The sequence below is a fragment of the Amaricoccus sp. B4 genome (assembly GCF_043226085.1).
GTDB lineage: Bacteria > Pseudomonadota > Alphaproteobacteria > Rhodobacterales > Rhodobacteraceae > Amaricoccus.
In genome coordinates, this window is record NZ_CP171225.1 from 3,115,909 (window position 1) to 3,130,063 (window position 14,155).

The 14,155-nt window shown below is 68.6% G+C and carries 12 protein-coding genes; 9 read left to right on the forward strand and 3 right to left on the reverse strand.

Annotated features, from left to right (window positions below):
* Positions 1–46 precede the first annotated feature (46 nt).
* Together ACF66B_RS15030 and ACF66B_RS15035 are read right to left on the reverse strand one after the other, a co-directional pair.
* Positions 47–967, reverse strand: coding sequence for a pseudouridine-5'-phosphate glycosidase (locus ACF66B_RS15030; protein WP_111430084.1), 921 nt, complete (start codon positions 965–967; stop codon positions 47–49).
* Positions 964–1,824 (reverse strand): PfkB family carbohydrate kinase, encoded by an 861-nt coding sequence (locus ACF66B_RS15035; RefSeq protein ID WP_111430085.1) that lies wholly within the window; start codon positions 1,822–1,824, stop codon positions 964–966. The genes ACF66B_RS15030 and ACF66B_RS15035 overlap by 4 nt, the downstream gene beginning before the upstream one ends.
* A 154-nt stretch (positions 1,825–1,978) precedes the next feature.
* Here ACF66B_RS15035 and ACF66B_RS15040 point away from each other — a divergent pair, with 154 nt between their 5' ends.
* From ACF66B_RS15040 to ACF66B_RS15080, 9 genes are all read left to right on the forward strand, one after another.
* Complete coding sequence (locus ACF66B_RS15040) at positions 1,979–2,944, forward strand: homocysteine S-methyltransferase family protein (protein WP_392663120.1); 966 nt, start codon at positions 1,979–1,981, stop codon at positions 2,942–2,944.
* Complete coding sequence (locus tag ACF66B_RS15045; protein ID WP_111430086.1) at positions 2,916–3,572, forward strand: GNAT family N-acetyltransferase; 657 nt, start codon at positions 2,916–2,918, stop codon at positions 3,570–3,572. The genes ACF66B_RS15040 and ACF66B_RS15045 overlap by 29 nt, the downstream gene beginning before the upstream one ends.
* A gap of 46 nt (positions 3,573–3,618) precedes the next feature.
* A complete protein-coding gene (locus tag ACF66B_RS15050; RefSeq protein WP_111430087.1) occupies positions 3,619–4,332 on the forward strand; it encodes a Crp/Fnr family transcriptional regulator in 714 nt (237 codons plus the stop codon).
* A gap of 141 nt (positions 4,333–4,473) precedes the next feature.
* Complete coding sequence (gene gyrB / locus ACF66B_RS15055; protein ID WP_111430088.1) at positions 4,474–6,891, forward strand: DNA topoisomerase (ATP-hydrolyzing) subunit B; 2,418 nt, start codon at positions 4,474–4,476, stop codon at positions 6,889–6,891.
* A 575-nt stretch (positions 6,892–7,466) separates the two neighbouring features.
* Positions 7,467–8,003, forward strand: coding sequence for a TetR/AcrR family transcriptional regulator (locus ACF66B_RS15060; protein ID WP_392663125.1), 537 nt, complete (start codon positions 7,467–7,469; stop codon positions 8,001–8,003).
* A complete protein-coding gene (locus ACF66B_RS15065) occupies positions 8,000–9,136 on the forward strand; it encodes an MFS transporter (RefSeq protein WP_111430090.1) in 1,137 nt (378 codons plus the stop codon). The genes ACF66B_RS15060 and ACF66B_RS15065 overlap by 4 nt, the downstream gene beginning before the upstream one ends.
* 200 nt (positions 9,137–9,336) lie before the next feature.
* Positions 9,337–10,032 (forward strand): metal-binding protein ZinT, encoded by a 696-nt coding sequence (locus tag ACF66B_RS15070; protein ID WP_162683280.1) that lies wholly within the window; start codon positions 9,337–9,339, stop codon positions 10,030–10,032.
* Between the two features lie 244 nt (positions 10,033–10,276).
* The gene (locus ACF66B_RS15075; RefSeq protein WP_111430091.1) at positions 10,277–12,121 is read left to right on the forward strand and encodes an alpha/beta fold hydrolase; all 1,845 of its coding nucleotides are present in this window, start codon (positions 10,277–10,279) and stop codon (positions 12,119–12,121) included.
* A 24-nt stretch (positions 12,122–12,145) separates the two neighbouring features.
* The gene (locus ACF66B_RS15080) at positions 12,146–13,543 is read left to right on the forward strand and encodes a bifunctional enoyl-CoA hydratase/phosphate acetyltransferase (protein ID WP_111430092.1); all 1,398 of its coding nucleotides are present in this window, start codon (positions 12,146–12,148) and stop codon (positions 13,541–13,543) included.
* A 282-nt stretch (positions 13,544–13,825) separates the two neighbouring features.
* Here ACF66B_RS15080 and ACF66B_RS15085 read toward each other — a convergent pair whose 3' ends face one another.
* Positions 13,826–14,125 (reverse strand): hypothetical protein, encoded by a 300-nt coding sequence (locus ACF66B_RS15085; RefSeq protein ID WP_111430093.1) that lies wholly within the window; start codon positions 14,123–14,125, stop codon positions 13,826–13,828.
* Between the last annotated feature and the right edge of the window lie 30 nt (positions 14,126–14,155).

The following is a 14,155-nucleotide window of genomic DNA, read 5'->3' on the forward strand; positions in this document are numbered from 1 at the left end:
AGATGTTAGTGTGCGCTCTCGCACCGCACAAGAAGCGCTTCGGAGACTATTTCGCTGACGCAGCGGCAAGCGCTGCCGCGATCCGGGCGGCGAAGCGGGCGTTGTTCCTGACGAGCGCGATATTGGCGGCGAGCGCGCGCCCCTGGCTCTGTTCGGCGATATGGGCGAGGAGGAACGGCGTCACCTCCTTGGCTTTTATGCCCGCCGCATCGGCCGCGGCGAGTGCCGCCTCGATCTGCGGCCCCATCTCGCTGGCCGGGATCTCGGCCGCCTCCGGGATCGGATTGGCGACGAGCTGCCCGCCGGGCAGGCCGAGCGCGCGGCGCATGAGCTGGGCCTCGGCGATCCGCGCCGGATCATCCTGCCGGAGCGGTGCGGGCAGGCCCGAGGAGCGCGACCAGAAGGCCGGAAAGTCGTCCTGCCCCACGGCGAAGACCGGGACGCCCAGCGTCTCGAGCAGCTCGAGGGTCTTCGGCAGGTCGAGGATCGCCTTCGCGCCGCTCGCGACCACCGTCACCGGGGTCTGTGCAAGCTCGTAGAGGTCGGCGGAAACGTCGAAGCTCGTCTCCGCGCCGCGGTGCACACCTCCGATGCCGCCGGTGGCAAAGACGCCGATGCCGGCACGCGCGGCCACGATCATCGTCGCCGCAACCGTCGTCGAACCCGTCGCCCCCTCGACGAGCGCCACCGCGAGATCGGCGCGCGAGAGCTTCCGCACCGCAGATGCTCCCGCGAGGCGGGCAAGCTCCGCCTCGTCCAGCCCGACGTGGATCCGGCCCTCGAGAATCGCGATCGTCGCAGGCACCGCGCCGCCCGCCCGCACCTCCGCCTCAACCGCCCGCGCGGTCTCGAGATTTTCCGGCGCGGGCATCCCGTGGGTGATGATGGTCGATTCGAGCGCCACCACGGGACGGCCTGCATCGAGTGCCGCGGCGACATCCGCGGAAAGGGTCATGGGAAGGGTCATGGGTCGATCTGTTCCAGATGCCGCGCGGCGGCGGTGAGGGCGGCTTCAAGCGCCGCCTGCGGGCTGAGCCCCGCGAGGCGTGCGGCGATATGGGCGGCAGCGAGGGCGTCGCCCGCGCCGGTGATGCGCCGGATGGCGGCGGCGGGCGGACGCGCGCTCACCGGGCCCGTGCTGTCGGCGAAACATGCCGCACGCGGGCCGTCGGTGACAAGAGCCGCGCCTGCGCCGCGGGCGCGCAGGGCTTGCGCCGCGGCGATCGTGTCGGGCAGCGGGGTGGCGCAGATCGCGCGGGCCTCGGCAAGATTGGCGTAGAGCGTGACGCCCTCGTGGAGCCCGAGCCCGCGGAGGCTCGCGGCCTTCTCGGGGCTCGCGGCGAGGAGCGCGATGGCCGGCACCGGGGCGCCAAGAGCGTCATTCAGCACAGAAACCGGCAGGTTCCCGTCGAGCACGAGCCCGCACGGGAGGGCGCGCGCGTGCATCCGCGCCGCCAGGGCCCGGCCGAGCGCCGCCGCGGCGGCCTCCAGGCCATCGCAATCCGCCACCGCGGCGTGAAGCGCCCCGTCGGCGCGCTCGATCGCCAGATAGCAGCCGGTCCGTCCCTCGCGCAGCACTTCGCCGCAGGCGACCCCGTCCGCCTTCAGCGCGGCAAGCAGAGCCTCTCCCTCGGCATCCGCGCCGATCGCGGCCATGAGCTCGGCGGCACAACCCGCCGCGACCAGCCCGAGCGCCACATTGGCGGCCACGCCCCCCGGCACGCGCCGGATGCGTCCGGGCACATCCGCCCCCGGAGGCAGCGCGTGGCCTGTCCGCGCGATCATGTCCCAATGCGCGGCCCCGAGGCAGAGCACGCCGCTCATCGGAGGTCCGCCGGAAGGTGCAGGGCAGGAACGGGTGCCGGGAAGATCATCATGAGTGGGCGCGTCACGCTCGTGTAACGGCAGGAAATCTAGAAACGTTTATGCCCGTGAGGGGCATCGAGGACAATGTGCAGCAGCAGCGAGGATCAACAGGATGTATGTCGCGAAATACCGGACCCGACTTCCCCAGTGCAGCGATGCTGAGGCCGAGCGCATGTTCCTGACCGACGGCGGGCTGGAAGCGGCCATGATCCTGCGCGAACGGCTCGACCTGCCCGAGCTCGCCGCCTTTCACCTGCTGCAGACCAACGACGGGCGCGCGGCGCTCCTGCGCTATTTCCGGGCCCATGTCGATCTTGCCCGTGCGCAGGGCGCGGGCCTCGTCCTGGAGAGCGCGACCTGGCGGGCGAGCCGCGACTGGGCCCGGCGGCTCGGCTATTCCCCCGCCGCGCTGCTCGCGGCCAATACCAATGCAGTTGAATTGCTCCTGCAATTGCGCCGGTGGGAAGAGACACGGTCGACTCCCATCGTCATCAGCGGCAGTATTGGTCCCAGAAGCGGCGAAGAAGATGCCGGATCGTACCAGAGCGCCGACACGGCACAGGGGTATCACACCGATCAGGTGCGCGCCCTGCGGCGGGCCGGGGCCGATCTCGTCACGGGCGCAGCCCTGCCCCGGGTCGAGGAAGCGATCGGCATCGTCCGCGCGGCGCAGACGGAGGACATGCCGGTGGTGATCTCGTTCACGGTCGGAGCCGATGGCTGCCTGCCGTCAGGCATGACGCTCGGCGAGGCGGTGCGCCGCTGCGATGCGGCAACGGAGGCCGGCGCCGTCTACTACATGGTCGATTGTGCCCACCCCGCCCATGTCGTCGATGCGCTGTCCGGCAGCTGGACTGCCCGGATCGGCGGGCTGCGCGCCAAGGTCGCGCCGCAGGGCCAGGCCGGGTTCCGGCTCGCTGCGGTGCCCGAGGCGGGCGAGCCCGAGGCTTTCGCCGATGTCTGCCGCCGCCTCGTCGAGCTGCTTCCGCGCCTCCGGGTGATCGGGGGCCGATGTGGGCGCGACCACAGGCATATAGGAGAGATCGGCAATGTCTTTCTCCGGAACTGCGCCGCCTGAGAGCGGTGCCCATACCATCCTGCTGCGCCCCGCGAGCCCGGCGGACGCGCTCGACATGGCCCGCCTCGTCGATATGGCGGGCGAGGGGCTCTCCTCGTATTTCTGGCAGGCGATCGCCCTTCCCGGCGAGGATGCCTGGGCTGTCGGCGCGCGCCGGGCGGCGAGCGAGGATTGCAACTTCAGCTGGCGTAATGCCACGATCGCCGAGATCGGCGGCGAAACCGCGGCACTGCTGATAACCTATCGCATAGGGGAGGTGCCACTGCCCGTCTATGATCTTCCCGCGATTATTCAGCCGCTGCAGGAGCTTGAGAACCTTGCCCTCCGGTCGCTTTATGTGAATGTGGTCGCCGTCTATCCGCGTTTCCGGCGCCGCGGCGTGGCCCGGAAGCTCATGCAGCATGCTCTGGACCTGGGCGGAGATCGCGAGCTTTCCCTGATCGTCGCGGAGGGGAACACCGCCGCCATCGCGCTTTACGAGACGGCGGGCTTCGTCGAGCGGACGCGCCGTCCGGTGGTCGAGGCCGGCGGCTGGTCCTGCGAGAGCCGCGAGTGGGTCCTGATGGTCCGCCCATCCGTCCGGCCTGAGGCTGTCGGCGCTTGCGGACACACGGCGGACCTCTGGTGATCGGTTTCGGAGTTGTTTGAATGACGTCGTTCCAGAGGGCCGGAAGATGCTGAGGCCGCGCGATGCCGACACGGGTGGCCCGGAACGCCCTGCCGCTGCGACTACCTTCTTTGGTGCGCTCGACCCCGCGGCACAGGCTGCGTTCCTTGGACTCGGGCGGGAAGCAGCTTTCGCGGCACGCAGCACGATCTTCCTCCGCGGCGATGCGTCAGACTGCGTCTATTTCGTGCGCTCGGGCCGCATCGATGTCTGCATCTCCTCGCCGGCGGGCCGCCGTCTCGTCGTGACCCATATCGATGCCGACGAGCTGCTCGGCGAGTTGAGCATGTTCGATGGCGGCGCGCGCAATGTCGATGCGGTAGCGGCCACCGACGTCTCGCTGCTCGCCATCCTGCGGGGGGATCTCGTGGACTTTCTGTCCCTGCGCCCCGATGCGGCGATGGCGATGATCATGGGGCTCTGCGGCCGGGCACGGAGCGTTCTTGCCACCTTCGAGATCCTCGCGCAGGGCAATGCCCAGGCCCGGCTCGCGGGCTGTCTGCGGCTGATGGCGGAGAAATGGGGCGAGCCGGATGCGAAGGGCGGTATCCGGATCACCGAGCCGCTCTCGCAGAACGATCTCGCGGGCTTCTCGGGCCTCACGCGCGAGAGCGTCAACCGGCTGCTGCGCCAGATGAACCAGGCCGGGATCGTCTGCCTTGACGGGCGGACGATCGTGATTGCGGAGCCGGAGCTGCTCAACCGTCTCGCGGAGGCGTGAAGCGCGGGGGGCTTGCGGCCGGGCAGGCATTAACATCTTGATGGCGCGGGGAATTTGCGCGAGCCGGAAGTCGTTCCCGGGGGTGACAACGGCACACCCTGCGGATAGACTGTGCCACCCACCAGAAGGATCACTTTCCGCATGGCCGATACCGCCCGCATCCCTGAAGAATATGGCGCAGATTCCATCAAGGTTCTCAAGGGGCTCGAAGCCGTCCGCAAGCGGCCCGGCATGTATATCGGCGATACCGACGACGGCTCGGGCCTGCACCACATGGTCTACGAGGTCGTCGACAACGGCATCGACGAGGCGCTCGCGGGCCATGCCGACGAGGTGCGGGTGACGATCCATGCCGATCATTCCGTGTCCGTCTCCGACAACGGCCGCGGCATCCCGGTCGGCATCCACGAGGGCGAGGGCGTCTCCGCCGCCGAAGTCATCATGACCCAGCTCCACGCGGGCGGCAAATTCGACCAGAACTCCTACAAGGTCTCGGGCGGTCTGCACGGGGTGGGGGTCTCGGTGGTGAACGCGCTTTCGGACTGGCTGGAGCTTCGGGTCTGGCGCGAGGGATACGAGCATTTCGCGCGCTTCGAGCATGGCGATACGGTCGAGCACCTGCGCCAGGTCGGACCTGCGGGCGACCGCAAGGGCACCGAGGTGCGCTTCCTTGCCTCGACCGACACCTTCTCGAACCTCGACTACAGCTTCAAGATCCTCGAGCACCGGCTGCGCGAGCTTGCCTTCCTCAACTCGGGCGTGCGGATCACGCTGCGGGACGAGCGCTTCACCGAGGTTCAGGAGGCGAGCCTCCACTACGACGGCGGGGTGCGGGAATTCGTCCGCTATCTCGACCGCTCGAAATCCGCGCTGATTGCCGATCCGATCTTCATCACCGGCGAGCGCGACGGCATCGGGATCGAGGTCGCGATGTGGTGGAACGACAGCTACCACGAAAGCGTGCTGCCCTTCACCAACAACATCCCGCAGCGCGACGGGGGGACGCATCTGGCGGGTTTCCGCGGGGCGCTGACCCGGACGATCAACAACTATGTCTCCACGAGCGGACTGGCGCGGAAGGAGAAGGTGACGCTTTCGGGCGACGATGCGCGCGAGGGGCTGACCTGCGTGCTTTCGGTGAAGGTGCCGGACCCGAAATTCTCGTCGCAGACCAAGGACAAGCTCGTCTCCTCCGAGGTGCGGCCGGCGGTCGAGGGGCTGCTGAACGAGAAGCTCGCCGAGTGGTTCGAGGAGAACCCGTCCGAGGCGCGGACCATCGTCGGCAAGATCGTCGAGGCGGCGCTGGCGCGGGAGGCGGCGCGGAAGGCCCGCGAGCTCACCCGGCGCAAGACGGCGATGGATGTGGCGAACCTGCCCGGCAAGCTCGCCGACTGTCAGGAGAAGAACCCGGAGAAGGCAGAGATCTTCCTCGTCGAGGGTGACAGCGCCGGCGGTTCGGCCAAGCAGGGCCGGCACCGGCAGAACCAGGCGGTGCTGCCGCTCCGGGGCAAGATCCTCAACGTGGAGCGGGCGCGCTTCGACCGGATGCTCTCGAGCCAGGAGATCGGCACGCTCATCACCGCGCTCGGCACCGGGATCGGGCGGGACGAGTTCAATCTCGAGAAGCTCCGCTACCACAAGATCATCATCATGACGGATGCGGACGTCGACGGCGCCCATATCCGCACGCTGCTGCTGACCTTCTTCTTCCGGCAGATGCCGCAGCTCATCGACGGAGGGCACCTCTATATCGCCCAACCGCCGCTCTACAAGGTGAGCCGGGGCAAGTCGGAGGTCTATCTCAAGGACCAGCCGGCGCTCGACCGCTACCTGATCGAGCAGGGGCTCGACGGGGCGACGTTCCGGCTCTCGACCGGCACGGTGCTGGCGGGCGCCGATCTGGCGCGGGTGGTCGACGAGGCCCGGAACGTGCGGGCGGCGCTCAATGCCTTCCCGACCCAGTATGCCCGCCATGTGCTCGAACAGGCGGCGATCGCCGGGGCGCTGGTGCCGGGCGTGCTCGACCGCGATCCGCAGGGCACGGCGGACCGGGTGGCCGAGCGGCTCGATCTCATCGCGGCGGAATACGAGCGCGGCTGGCAGGGGCGGCCGACCCAGGACGGCGGCCTCCGGCTCTGGCGGACGCTGCGGGGCGTGGACGAGATCCGCATCCTCGACGGGGCGGTGCTGCGCGCGGCGGAGGCCCGCAGGCTCGCGGCGATGACCGAGGCGCTGCAGGAGGTCTATGGCGGGGTCGGGCATCTCGTGCGCAAGGAGCGGGATCTGCCAATCCATGCGCCGAGCGAGCTGCTCGATGCGGTGACCAAGGAAGGCGAGAAGGGGCTCACGCTCCAGCGCTACAAGGGTCTCGGCGAGATGAACCCCGACCAGCTCTGGGAGACCACCCTCGATCCGGAGGCGCGGACGCTGCTTCAGGTGCGGGTCGACCAGTTCGACGAGGCGGACGAGGTCTTCACCAAGCTGATGGGCGACGAGGTGGAACCGCGGCGGGAATTCATCCAGACCAACGCCCTCAGCGTCGCCAATCTCGATTTCTGAGCCCCGCGCAAGGGGGGTGATTTTCACGGTGAAAACAGGGCGTTTCACCGTGAAAATCGGATTTCGGCATTGAAATCATTGAATTTTCGTAGTTAACATATCATGAATGGGGCCCCGTGGAACCGATCGGTTCGACGGCGCAATCCGTGAGCCCGGACGCCTTTGCGGCCTCAAAGAAGAGCCCTCTGCACGGGCTGTAGTGGGAGCAGATCAGGTCCAATAGATCGAGTTCTGGCTGCCCTTCGATTTCTACAGGACGGACGTAGCGGTAAAGCCCGAGCTCGGCACGCACGGGAATCGCCCATCCGAAACGCTCGGCGCAGAGAGCGCCATACGGTCGTCGGTGAACGATTTCGTTGCGCCGGTCAGGGATCTTCTTCAAACAACCTGATATCGCCCACCTGTCAGGTCCATCTGCCTGCGGTACCAGCCAATCCTTTTCCCTGTTATCCACAAGAAAGAGCAAGAGGCGCGCCAGACTTGCGTGCGACAGCTTCGCGGACAGATTTGCCCTCCGGGCGTGCCGGACTTGTAATGTAAAACGAACGTTTTACATTGTCATTCATGGACACCGAATGAGGCTCGCCATGGACATGACCGCCAAGCTCACCGCCGCCGCCGAGCGGCTCTTCGATCGGCACGGCTACATGGCCACCGGAATGGACCAACTGACCGCTGCCGCGGGGATGTCGAGCCGGACGCTCTACAAGCACGCCGGCAACAAGGCGCAGCTCATGGCGCGGGTGCTGACCGAGCGGGACCGGCGCTTCATGGCCCGGCTCGAGGTGCAGAGCGTCGACGCGCTGTTCGCGGCTCTTGAGGACTGGGTCCGGGCCGAGGGAACAAGAGGGTGCCTGTTCCTGCGGTCGCGTGCCGAAACCGGCGGCGACACGCCCGAGATCGCCGAGGCGGTCGCGATGCACAAGGCGGCGTTTTATCAACGGATCGGGGAGGTTGTCGCAACGGACCTCGGGCGCGAAGACCCGGTCCTGGCCGAGCAGGTGCTGGTTCTTCTGGAAGGGGCGACCCACGCGGCGGTCTACCGGGGCGCGGACGCCGTGTCCGCCGCGCGGGCGGCGGCGGCCATCCTGATCGAGAGGGCACGAACATGAGCCCCGCCCTCCGCATCGGCGCGACAGGCTTCGGCCTGATTGCGGTCTGCTACGGCTTCGCCCGCTTCGCCTTCGGACTGTTCCTGCCGCAGATCGACGGCGATCTGGGGCTCGGCCCCTCGCTCAGCGGTATCATCTCCGGCGGCGCGTTTGCCGGCTACTGCATCACCATTATCGCCTCCGCGGTGCTGACCGAACGGATCGGCGCGCGCACGGTCGCCGTCGGGGCCGCCCTCGTCGCCGCCGTCGGCATGGCCGGGATCGCGCTCGCGCCGTCGCCACTGATCGTTGCCATCGCCGTGGTGGTGGCGGGATCGAGCACGGGCCTCGCCTCCCCGCCCATGGCCGCCGCGGTGGCCGCCGCGGTGCAGAAGAGCCGTCAGGATACTACCAACACCGTGATCAATGCCGGGACGAGCGCGGGGGTGGCGCTGTCGGGACCGATCGCCCTCGCCATTGCCGGGCAATGGCGGCTGGCCTTCGGCGCGTTCGCCGCCGTGGCGGTGGTGCTCGCGGTCGCAGCCGCGGTCTCCCTTCCGGCCTCCCGGGGCGGTGAGGGCGCTGGCGGTCTGCCTCCGATGACTGGCCCGGTGATGCGCCTGATCTCCGCCTCGTTCCTGATGGGGGCCGCGAGCACCGCCCTGTGGTCCTTCGGAGGCCAGCTCGTGTCGCAGCAACCGGGTTGGGGACCCGCCGGAACCGGACTCCTCTGGACCTGCATCGGCGCTGGCGGCATTGCCGGGGCCTGGGCCGGCACGCTCATCGGCCGGTTCGGTCTCGACCCGGTTCACTGGACGTTCCTCGGGCTGATGGCCGCGGGCATTCTTGCGGTTGGATCGGGCATTGTCCCTCCCGCACTCGCCTTGACCGGAGGCGCTCTCTTCGGCGCGGCCTATGTGATGTTGACCGGCGTCTACCTTGTCTGGGGCATCCACGCGGTGCCGGACCGTCCCGCGACCGGGCTCATGATCGGGTTCCTGACCATCGCCGTCGGCCAGACCGCCGGCGCACCGCTCTTCGGGTTTCTGATGGCAGGTCCGGGTGCCGGTGCGGCTGTGATGTGCTTTGCCGCCGTCGCGCTCCTTGCCGGGGCCTTTCGGGCGGGCAGCGCCACCGAGAGCGCCGGTGCGTAGCCGTGGTGCGGGCTCACCACCAGCAGGGACTGAAGGAGGCTGACGGGCAGGGGCTCTGCGGGCGCGCGCTTTGCGCGCCGTGCCGGGGTCCGGTTCGGGATTGCCTCGGTCGCGGAACTCGTCTAGGTCGGAAATGATACGTTATAACGTATTATTTATCCGGCGCCGGAAGGGTGCTGCAACCAGAGAGGGATTGAAGGATGATCGAGAGGGGTTTCGTGCGGCCGGCGGGAATGCTGGCGGTCGGGGCGATGCTGCTGCTGGCGGGGCCGGGGCAGGCGGAGATGCGGGTGGCGGATGCCTCCGCCCAGGGCCATTCGCATGCCGGGCATGCCCATGATCACGGCGAGACCGCGGCGGATCAGACGATCTACAAGGGCTATTTCGAGGATGCGCAGATCGCGCCGCGCGCGCTCTCGGACTGGGAGGGCGACTGGCAGTCGGTCTATCCCCTGCTGGTGGCGGGCACGCTCGATCCGGTGATGGCGCGGAAGGCCGAGGCGGGCGAGAAGAGCGCCGCGGAGTACCGCGCCTATTACGAGACCGGTTACCGGACGGAGGTGGACCGCATCGAGATCCATGGCGACCGGGTGACCTTTCACGAGGGCGCGGCGGCGGTGACGGGGGAATATGCCCCGGACGGCTACGAGATCCTGAACTATGCGGCCGGCAACCGCGGCGTGCGCTTCATCTTTGCCAAGGTCGGCGGCGATGCGGCGGCGCCTGCGGTCATCCAGTTCAGCGATCACCGCATCGCGCCGGAGGTCTCGGACCACTATCACCTCTACTGGGGCGATGACCGGGCCGCGGTGCTCGAGGAGCTGACGAACTGGCCGACCTATTATCCCGCCGGGCTGAGCGCGGACGAGATCGTCTCGGAAATGCTGGCCCACTGAGGCGGGCCGGACGCGGGGCGCGGCCGGGGGCTCCCGCCGCGCCTTTCTCTCCCGCGGCCGGGCCGTTGACCTGCGTCAAGACGTCGGGGCGGCGGCTGGGCTAAGCCGGGGCCGGCCCGGGCGGGGGCGGCCGCCACGCTTGTCTCGGCGCCGGCAAAAGGCCATGTCTGTCCGGGGTGGTTGCCAAGCGCGGGCACATGCGCAGGTGTCCTCCCCCGGATGACGCGAGAACAGGGAGCCTGTCATGACCGATCAGCAGCGACACGAGGCATTCAAGGCCTCCCGGTCCGAAGGGTTGCCGGTGAGCTACGTGCCGGCGCCGGCCGAGCCGGGCGGGGCGCTGACGGTTCCGGAGCATGACGCGAACGAGGAGGTCGCGGGCGTCATCGACCGGGCGGTGCGGGCGCGGCTCGCGCGGATGACCGGCGGGCTTTCGCCCTCGGCGCTGATGGCGGTCTGGTCGGACTGGGCGATCCATCTCTCGACGGCGCCGGGCAAGCAGGCGCTGCTGGCGCAGGATGCGATGCAGAGCACGGCGAAGCTCTGGGAATACACGATGCAATGCGCGCTGGGCTTCGGCGGCTCGCGGCCCTGCGTGCAGCCCGCGCAGGGCGACCGGCGCTTCCGCGGCGAGGCCTGGCAGAAGCCGCCCTTCAACCTCATGCACCAGAGCTTCCTGCTCACCCAGCAGTGGTGGCAGGAGGCGACGACCGGGGTGCGCGGGGTGAGCAAGGAGGACGAGAAGGCGACGAGCTTCGCCGCGCGGCAGGTGCTCGATGCCTTCTCGCCGTCGAATTTCTTCTTCACCAACCCCGAGGTGCTGGCCCGGACCATGGCCGAGGGCGGGATGAACCTCGTGCGCGGGGCGCAGAACTTCCGGGAGGACATGGCGGCGCTGCTGAGCGGAGAGATCGCGCCGCCCGACGACACCTTCCGGGTGGGCATCAATCTCGCCACCGCGCCGGGCAAGGTCGTCTATCGCAATCACCTGATCGAGCTCATCCAGTATGAACCGACGACCGAAACGGTGCGGCCCGAGCCGCTGCTGATCGTGCCGGCCTGGATCATGAAATACTACATCCTCGATCTCAGCGCCGAGAACTCGATGGTGCGCTACCTGACCGGGCAGGGCTATACCGTCTTCATGATCTCCTGGCGCAATCCGGATGAGCGCGACCGGGATCTGTCGCTCGACGATTACCGGCGACTGGGGCCGATGGCGGCGCTCGACGTGGTGGGCGAGATCACCGGTTCGCCGCGGATCCATGCCGTGGGCTACTGTCTCGGCGGCACGCTGCTGGCGATCGCCGCGGCGGCTATGGCGCGGGACGGCGACGAGCGGCTGGCGAGCCTCACCTTCTTCGCCGCGCAGAGCGATTTCACCGAGGCCGGCGAGCTCATGCTCTTCATCAACGAGAGCCAGGTCGCCTTCCTCGAGGACATGATGTGGGATCAGGGCTATCTCGATGCGCATCAGATGTCGGGCGCCTTCCAGATGCTGCGCTCCTATGACCTGATCTGGTCGCGGATCCAGCGGGAATACCTGATGGGCGAGCGGCCGGGGTCCTCCGACCTCATGGCCTGGAACGCGGATTCGACGCGGATGCCCTACCGGATGCATTCGGAGTATCTGCGCAAGCTGTTCCTCCACAACGAGCTCGCGACCGGGAAATACGAGGTCGACGAGCATCCGGTCTCGCTCACCGACATCCGCGCGCCGATCTTTGCGGTCGGCACCGAGACGGACCATGTGGCGCCCTGGAAATCGGCCTACAAGATCCATGCGCTCACCGATGTGAACGTGACCTTCGTTCTCACCAAGGGGGGGCACAATGCGGGCGTCGTCTCCGAGCCGGGCCATCCGCGGCGGCATTACCGGGTCTTCACCCGGCGCCATGGCGACCGCTATCTCTCGCCGGAGGACTGGCTGGAACATGCGGCGCTGAAGGACGGCTCGTGGTGGCCGGAATGGACCGGCTGGCTCGGGGCGCTGTCGGGCGCGGAGGTAGCGCCGCCCGAGATGGGCGCGCCGGAGCAGGGGCTCGTGCCGCTCGAGGATGCGCCCGGCTCCTATGTGCGGATGGCCTGAGGCGAAGGGGAGCGGGGCAGGAACATGCAGTTCATCGAGAACAGGACCTTCGACGAGATCCAGGTCGGCGAGAGCGCCGAGCTGGTGCGGACGCTCGGGACCGACGACATCGACCTTTTCGCGGTGATGTCGGGGGATGTGAACCCCGCGCATGTCGATCCGGAATATGCGCGCAGCAGCCTGTTTCATGGCGTGATCGCCCATGGCATGTGGGGGGGCGCGCTGATCTCGACGGTGCTCGGGACGGAGCTTCCGGGGCCGGGCACCATCTATGTCGGGCAGTCGCTCGCGTTTCATCGCCCCGTCGCGGTGGGCGATGTGATCACGGTGCGGGTGACGGTGAAGTCGAAGGATCCGGCGCGGCGGCATGTGGTGCTCGACTGCTGCTGCCTCAATGTCGCGGGCGAGACGGTGATCTCGGGCGAGGCCGAGGTGATAGCCCCGGCCGAGAAGATCCGCCGGCCGCGCGCCGAGCTGCCGGAGGTGCATCTGCACCGTCCGGGGCGGGCCTACGAGCGGCTGATGGAGCTGGCCCGGCCGCTCGACCCGATCCGCACCGCGGTGGTGCATCCGTGCGACGCGAATTCGCTCGAGGGCGCGCTCGAGGCGCGGCGGCTCGGGCTCATCGAGCCGATCCTCGTCGGGCCGGTGCAGAAGATCCTCGCCACCGCCGCGGAGGCGGGGCTCGACCTGCAGGACGTGGAGCTCGTCGATACGCCGCACAGCCATGCCGCCGCGGAGCGTGCGGTGCGGCTGATCCGGGAGGGGAAGGCCGAGGCGCTGATGAAGGGCGCGCTCCATACCGACGAGGTGATGGCGGCGGTGGTCGATCATGCCTGCGGGCTGCGGACCGAGCGGCGGATGAGCCATGTCTTCGCGCTCGACGTGCCGAGCTATCCCAAGCCGCTCTTCGTCACCGATGCCGCGATCAACATCGCGCCGGACCTCCAGACCAAGGCCGATATCGTGCAGAACGCGATCGATCTCGTGCGGGCGGTGGGGATCACCGAGCCGCGGGTGGCGATCCTCGCCGCGGTCGAGACGGTCAATCCGAAGATGCCCTCGACGCTCGATGCCAGCGCGCTCTGCAAGATGGCCGATCGCGGGCAGATCACCGGGGGGCTGCTCGAGGGGCCGCTGGCCTTTGACAATGCGGTCTCGCGCCATGCGGCGGCGGCGAAGCACATCGTCTCGCCGGTGGCGGGCGATGCCGACATCCTGATCGCGCCCGATCTCGAGGCGGGGAACATGATCGCCAAGCAGCTCATGTATCTCGCGGGCGCCGAGGCGGCCGGGATCGTGCTCGGCGCGCGGGTGCCGGTGATGCTGACGAGCCGCGCCGACGGGCCGCTGGCCCGTGCGGCCTCCGCCGCACTCGCGCTTCTCTTCGTGCGCAGCGGCGGGCAGGGCGCGATCGGCTGAGGCGGGCGAGGGGGCGGAAAAGGCGTCCGCAGGGGCGATAGCCGGGCTGCGGAAAAGGGCTTCAGGTCGCTATGGAATGCCGCCCCAAAAATATCACCCCTCTGGCGGCGTCCTGAAAGCTGTTCGAAACGGAAAGGCAGGCTGCGGCGCGAAGGCGGCTCGGACCGAAATGGCCGGACCCGAGCGGGCCGCTTCAATTTCGTGAAGGGAAAGGGCTCCGTTCTGGAGCGAGGCTGGATCTGAAATGAGCCCGGCCTCGAAACTGGTGTTGCGCGGCCCGGATCAGGCCGAGCGGTCGATGATCTGGCCGGTGAAGTAGTGATCGCCCTCGGTGAAGACGCGGGCGGCGGCGACGATGCGGGCGGGCGGCGGCACGGGCGTGCCGTCCCAGACGAGTTCCTCGAGGCCGTAGACCATGCGGCGCTTCACCTGATCGGCGGTGCGGCGATCGTGGTTGCGGCGGCGGTCGGCCTCGGCGCGCTCGCGGCGCTCGGACCCCTGATAGCCGGACCGGGACTGGCCGTTCGCGATCCCGCAGTTGACGGCGGTGCTGGCGACGGAGGCTATGACGATCGGTTTCATAAGGCTCGTTCCCGGCTAGGTTGTCTAAAC

What these genes read in the sequence shown, in the direction of transcription:
- ACF66B_RS15030 (WP_111430084.1), bottom strand. Translation starts at nt 967, where the DNA reads ATGACCCTTCCCATGACCCTTTCCGCGGATGTCGCCGCGGCACTCGAT.
- ACF66B_RS15035 (WP_111430085.1), bottom strand. Translation starts at nt 1,824, where the DNA reads ATGAGCGGCGTGCTCTGCCTCGGGGCCGCGCATTGGGACATGATCGCG.
- ACF66B_RS15040 (WP_392663120.1), top strand. Translation starts at nt 1,979, where the DNA reads ATGTATGTCGCGAAATACCGGACCCGACTTCCCCAGTGCAGCGATGCT.
- ACF66B_RS15045 (WP_111430086.1), top strand. Translation starts at nt 2,916, where the DNA reads ATGTCTTTCTCCGGAACTGCGCCGCCTGAGAGCGGTGCCCATACCATC.
- ACF66B_RS15050 (WP_111430087.1), top strand. Translation starts at nt 3,619, where the DNA reads ATGCTGAGGCCGCGCGATGCCGACACGGGTGGCCCGGAACGCCCTGCC.
- gyrB (WP_111430088.1), top strand. Translation starts at nt 4,474, where the DNA reads ATGGCCGATACCGCCCGCATCCCTGAAGAATATGGCGCAGATTCCATC.
- ACF66B_RS15060 (WP_392663125.1), top strand. Translation starts at nt 7,467, where the DNA reads ATGAGGCTCGCCATGGACATGACCGCCAAGCTCACCGCCGCCGCCGAG.
- ACF66B_RS15065 (WP_111430090.1), top strand. Translation starts at nt 8,000, where the DNA reads ATGAGCCCCGCCCTCCGCATCGGCGCGACAGGCTTCGGCCTGATTGCG.
- ACF66B_RS15070 (WP_162683280.1), top strand. Translation starts at nt 9,337, where the DNA reads ATGATCGAGAGGGGTTTCGTGCGGCCGGCGGGAATGCTGGCGGTCGGG.
- ACF66B_RS15075 (WP_111430091.1), top strand. Translation starts at nt 10,277, where the DNA reads ATGACCGATCAGCAGCGACACGAGGCATTCAAGGCCTCCCGGTCCGAA.
- ACF66B_RS15080 (WP_111430092.1), top strand. Translation starts at nt 12,146, where the DNA reads ATGCAGTTCATCGAGAACAGGACCTTCGACGAGATCCAGGTCGGCGAG.
- ACF66B_RS15085 (WP_111430093.1), bottom strand. Translation starts at nt 14,125, where the DNA reads ATGAAACCGATCGTCATAGCCTCCGTCGCCAGCACCGCCGTCAACTGC.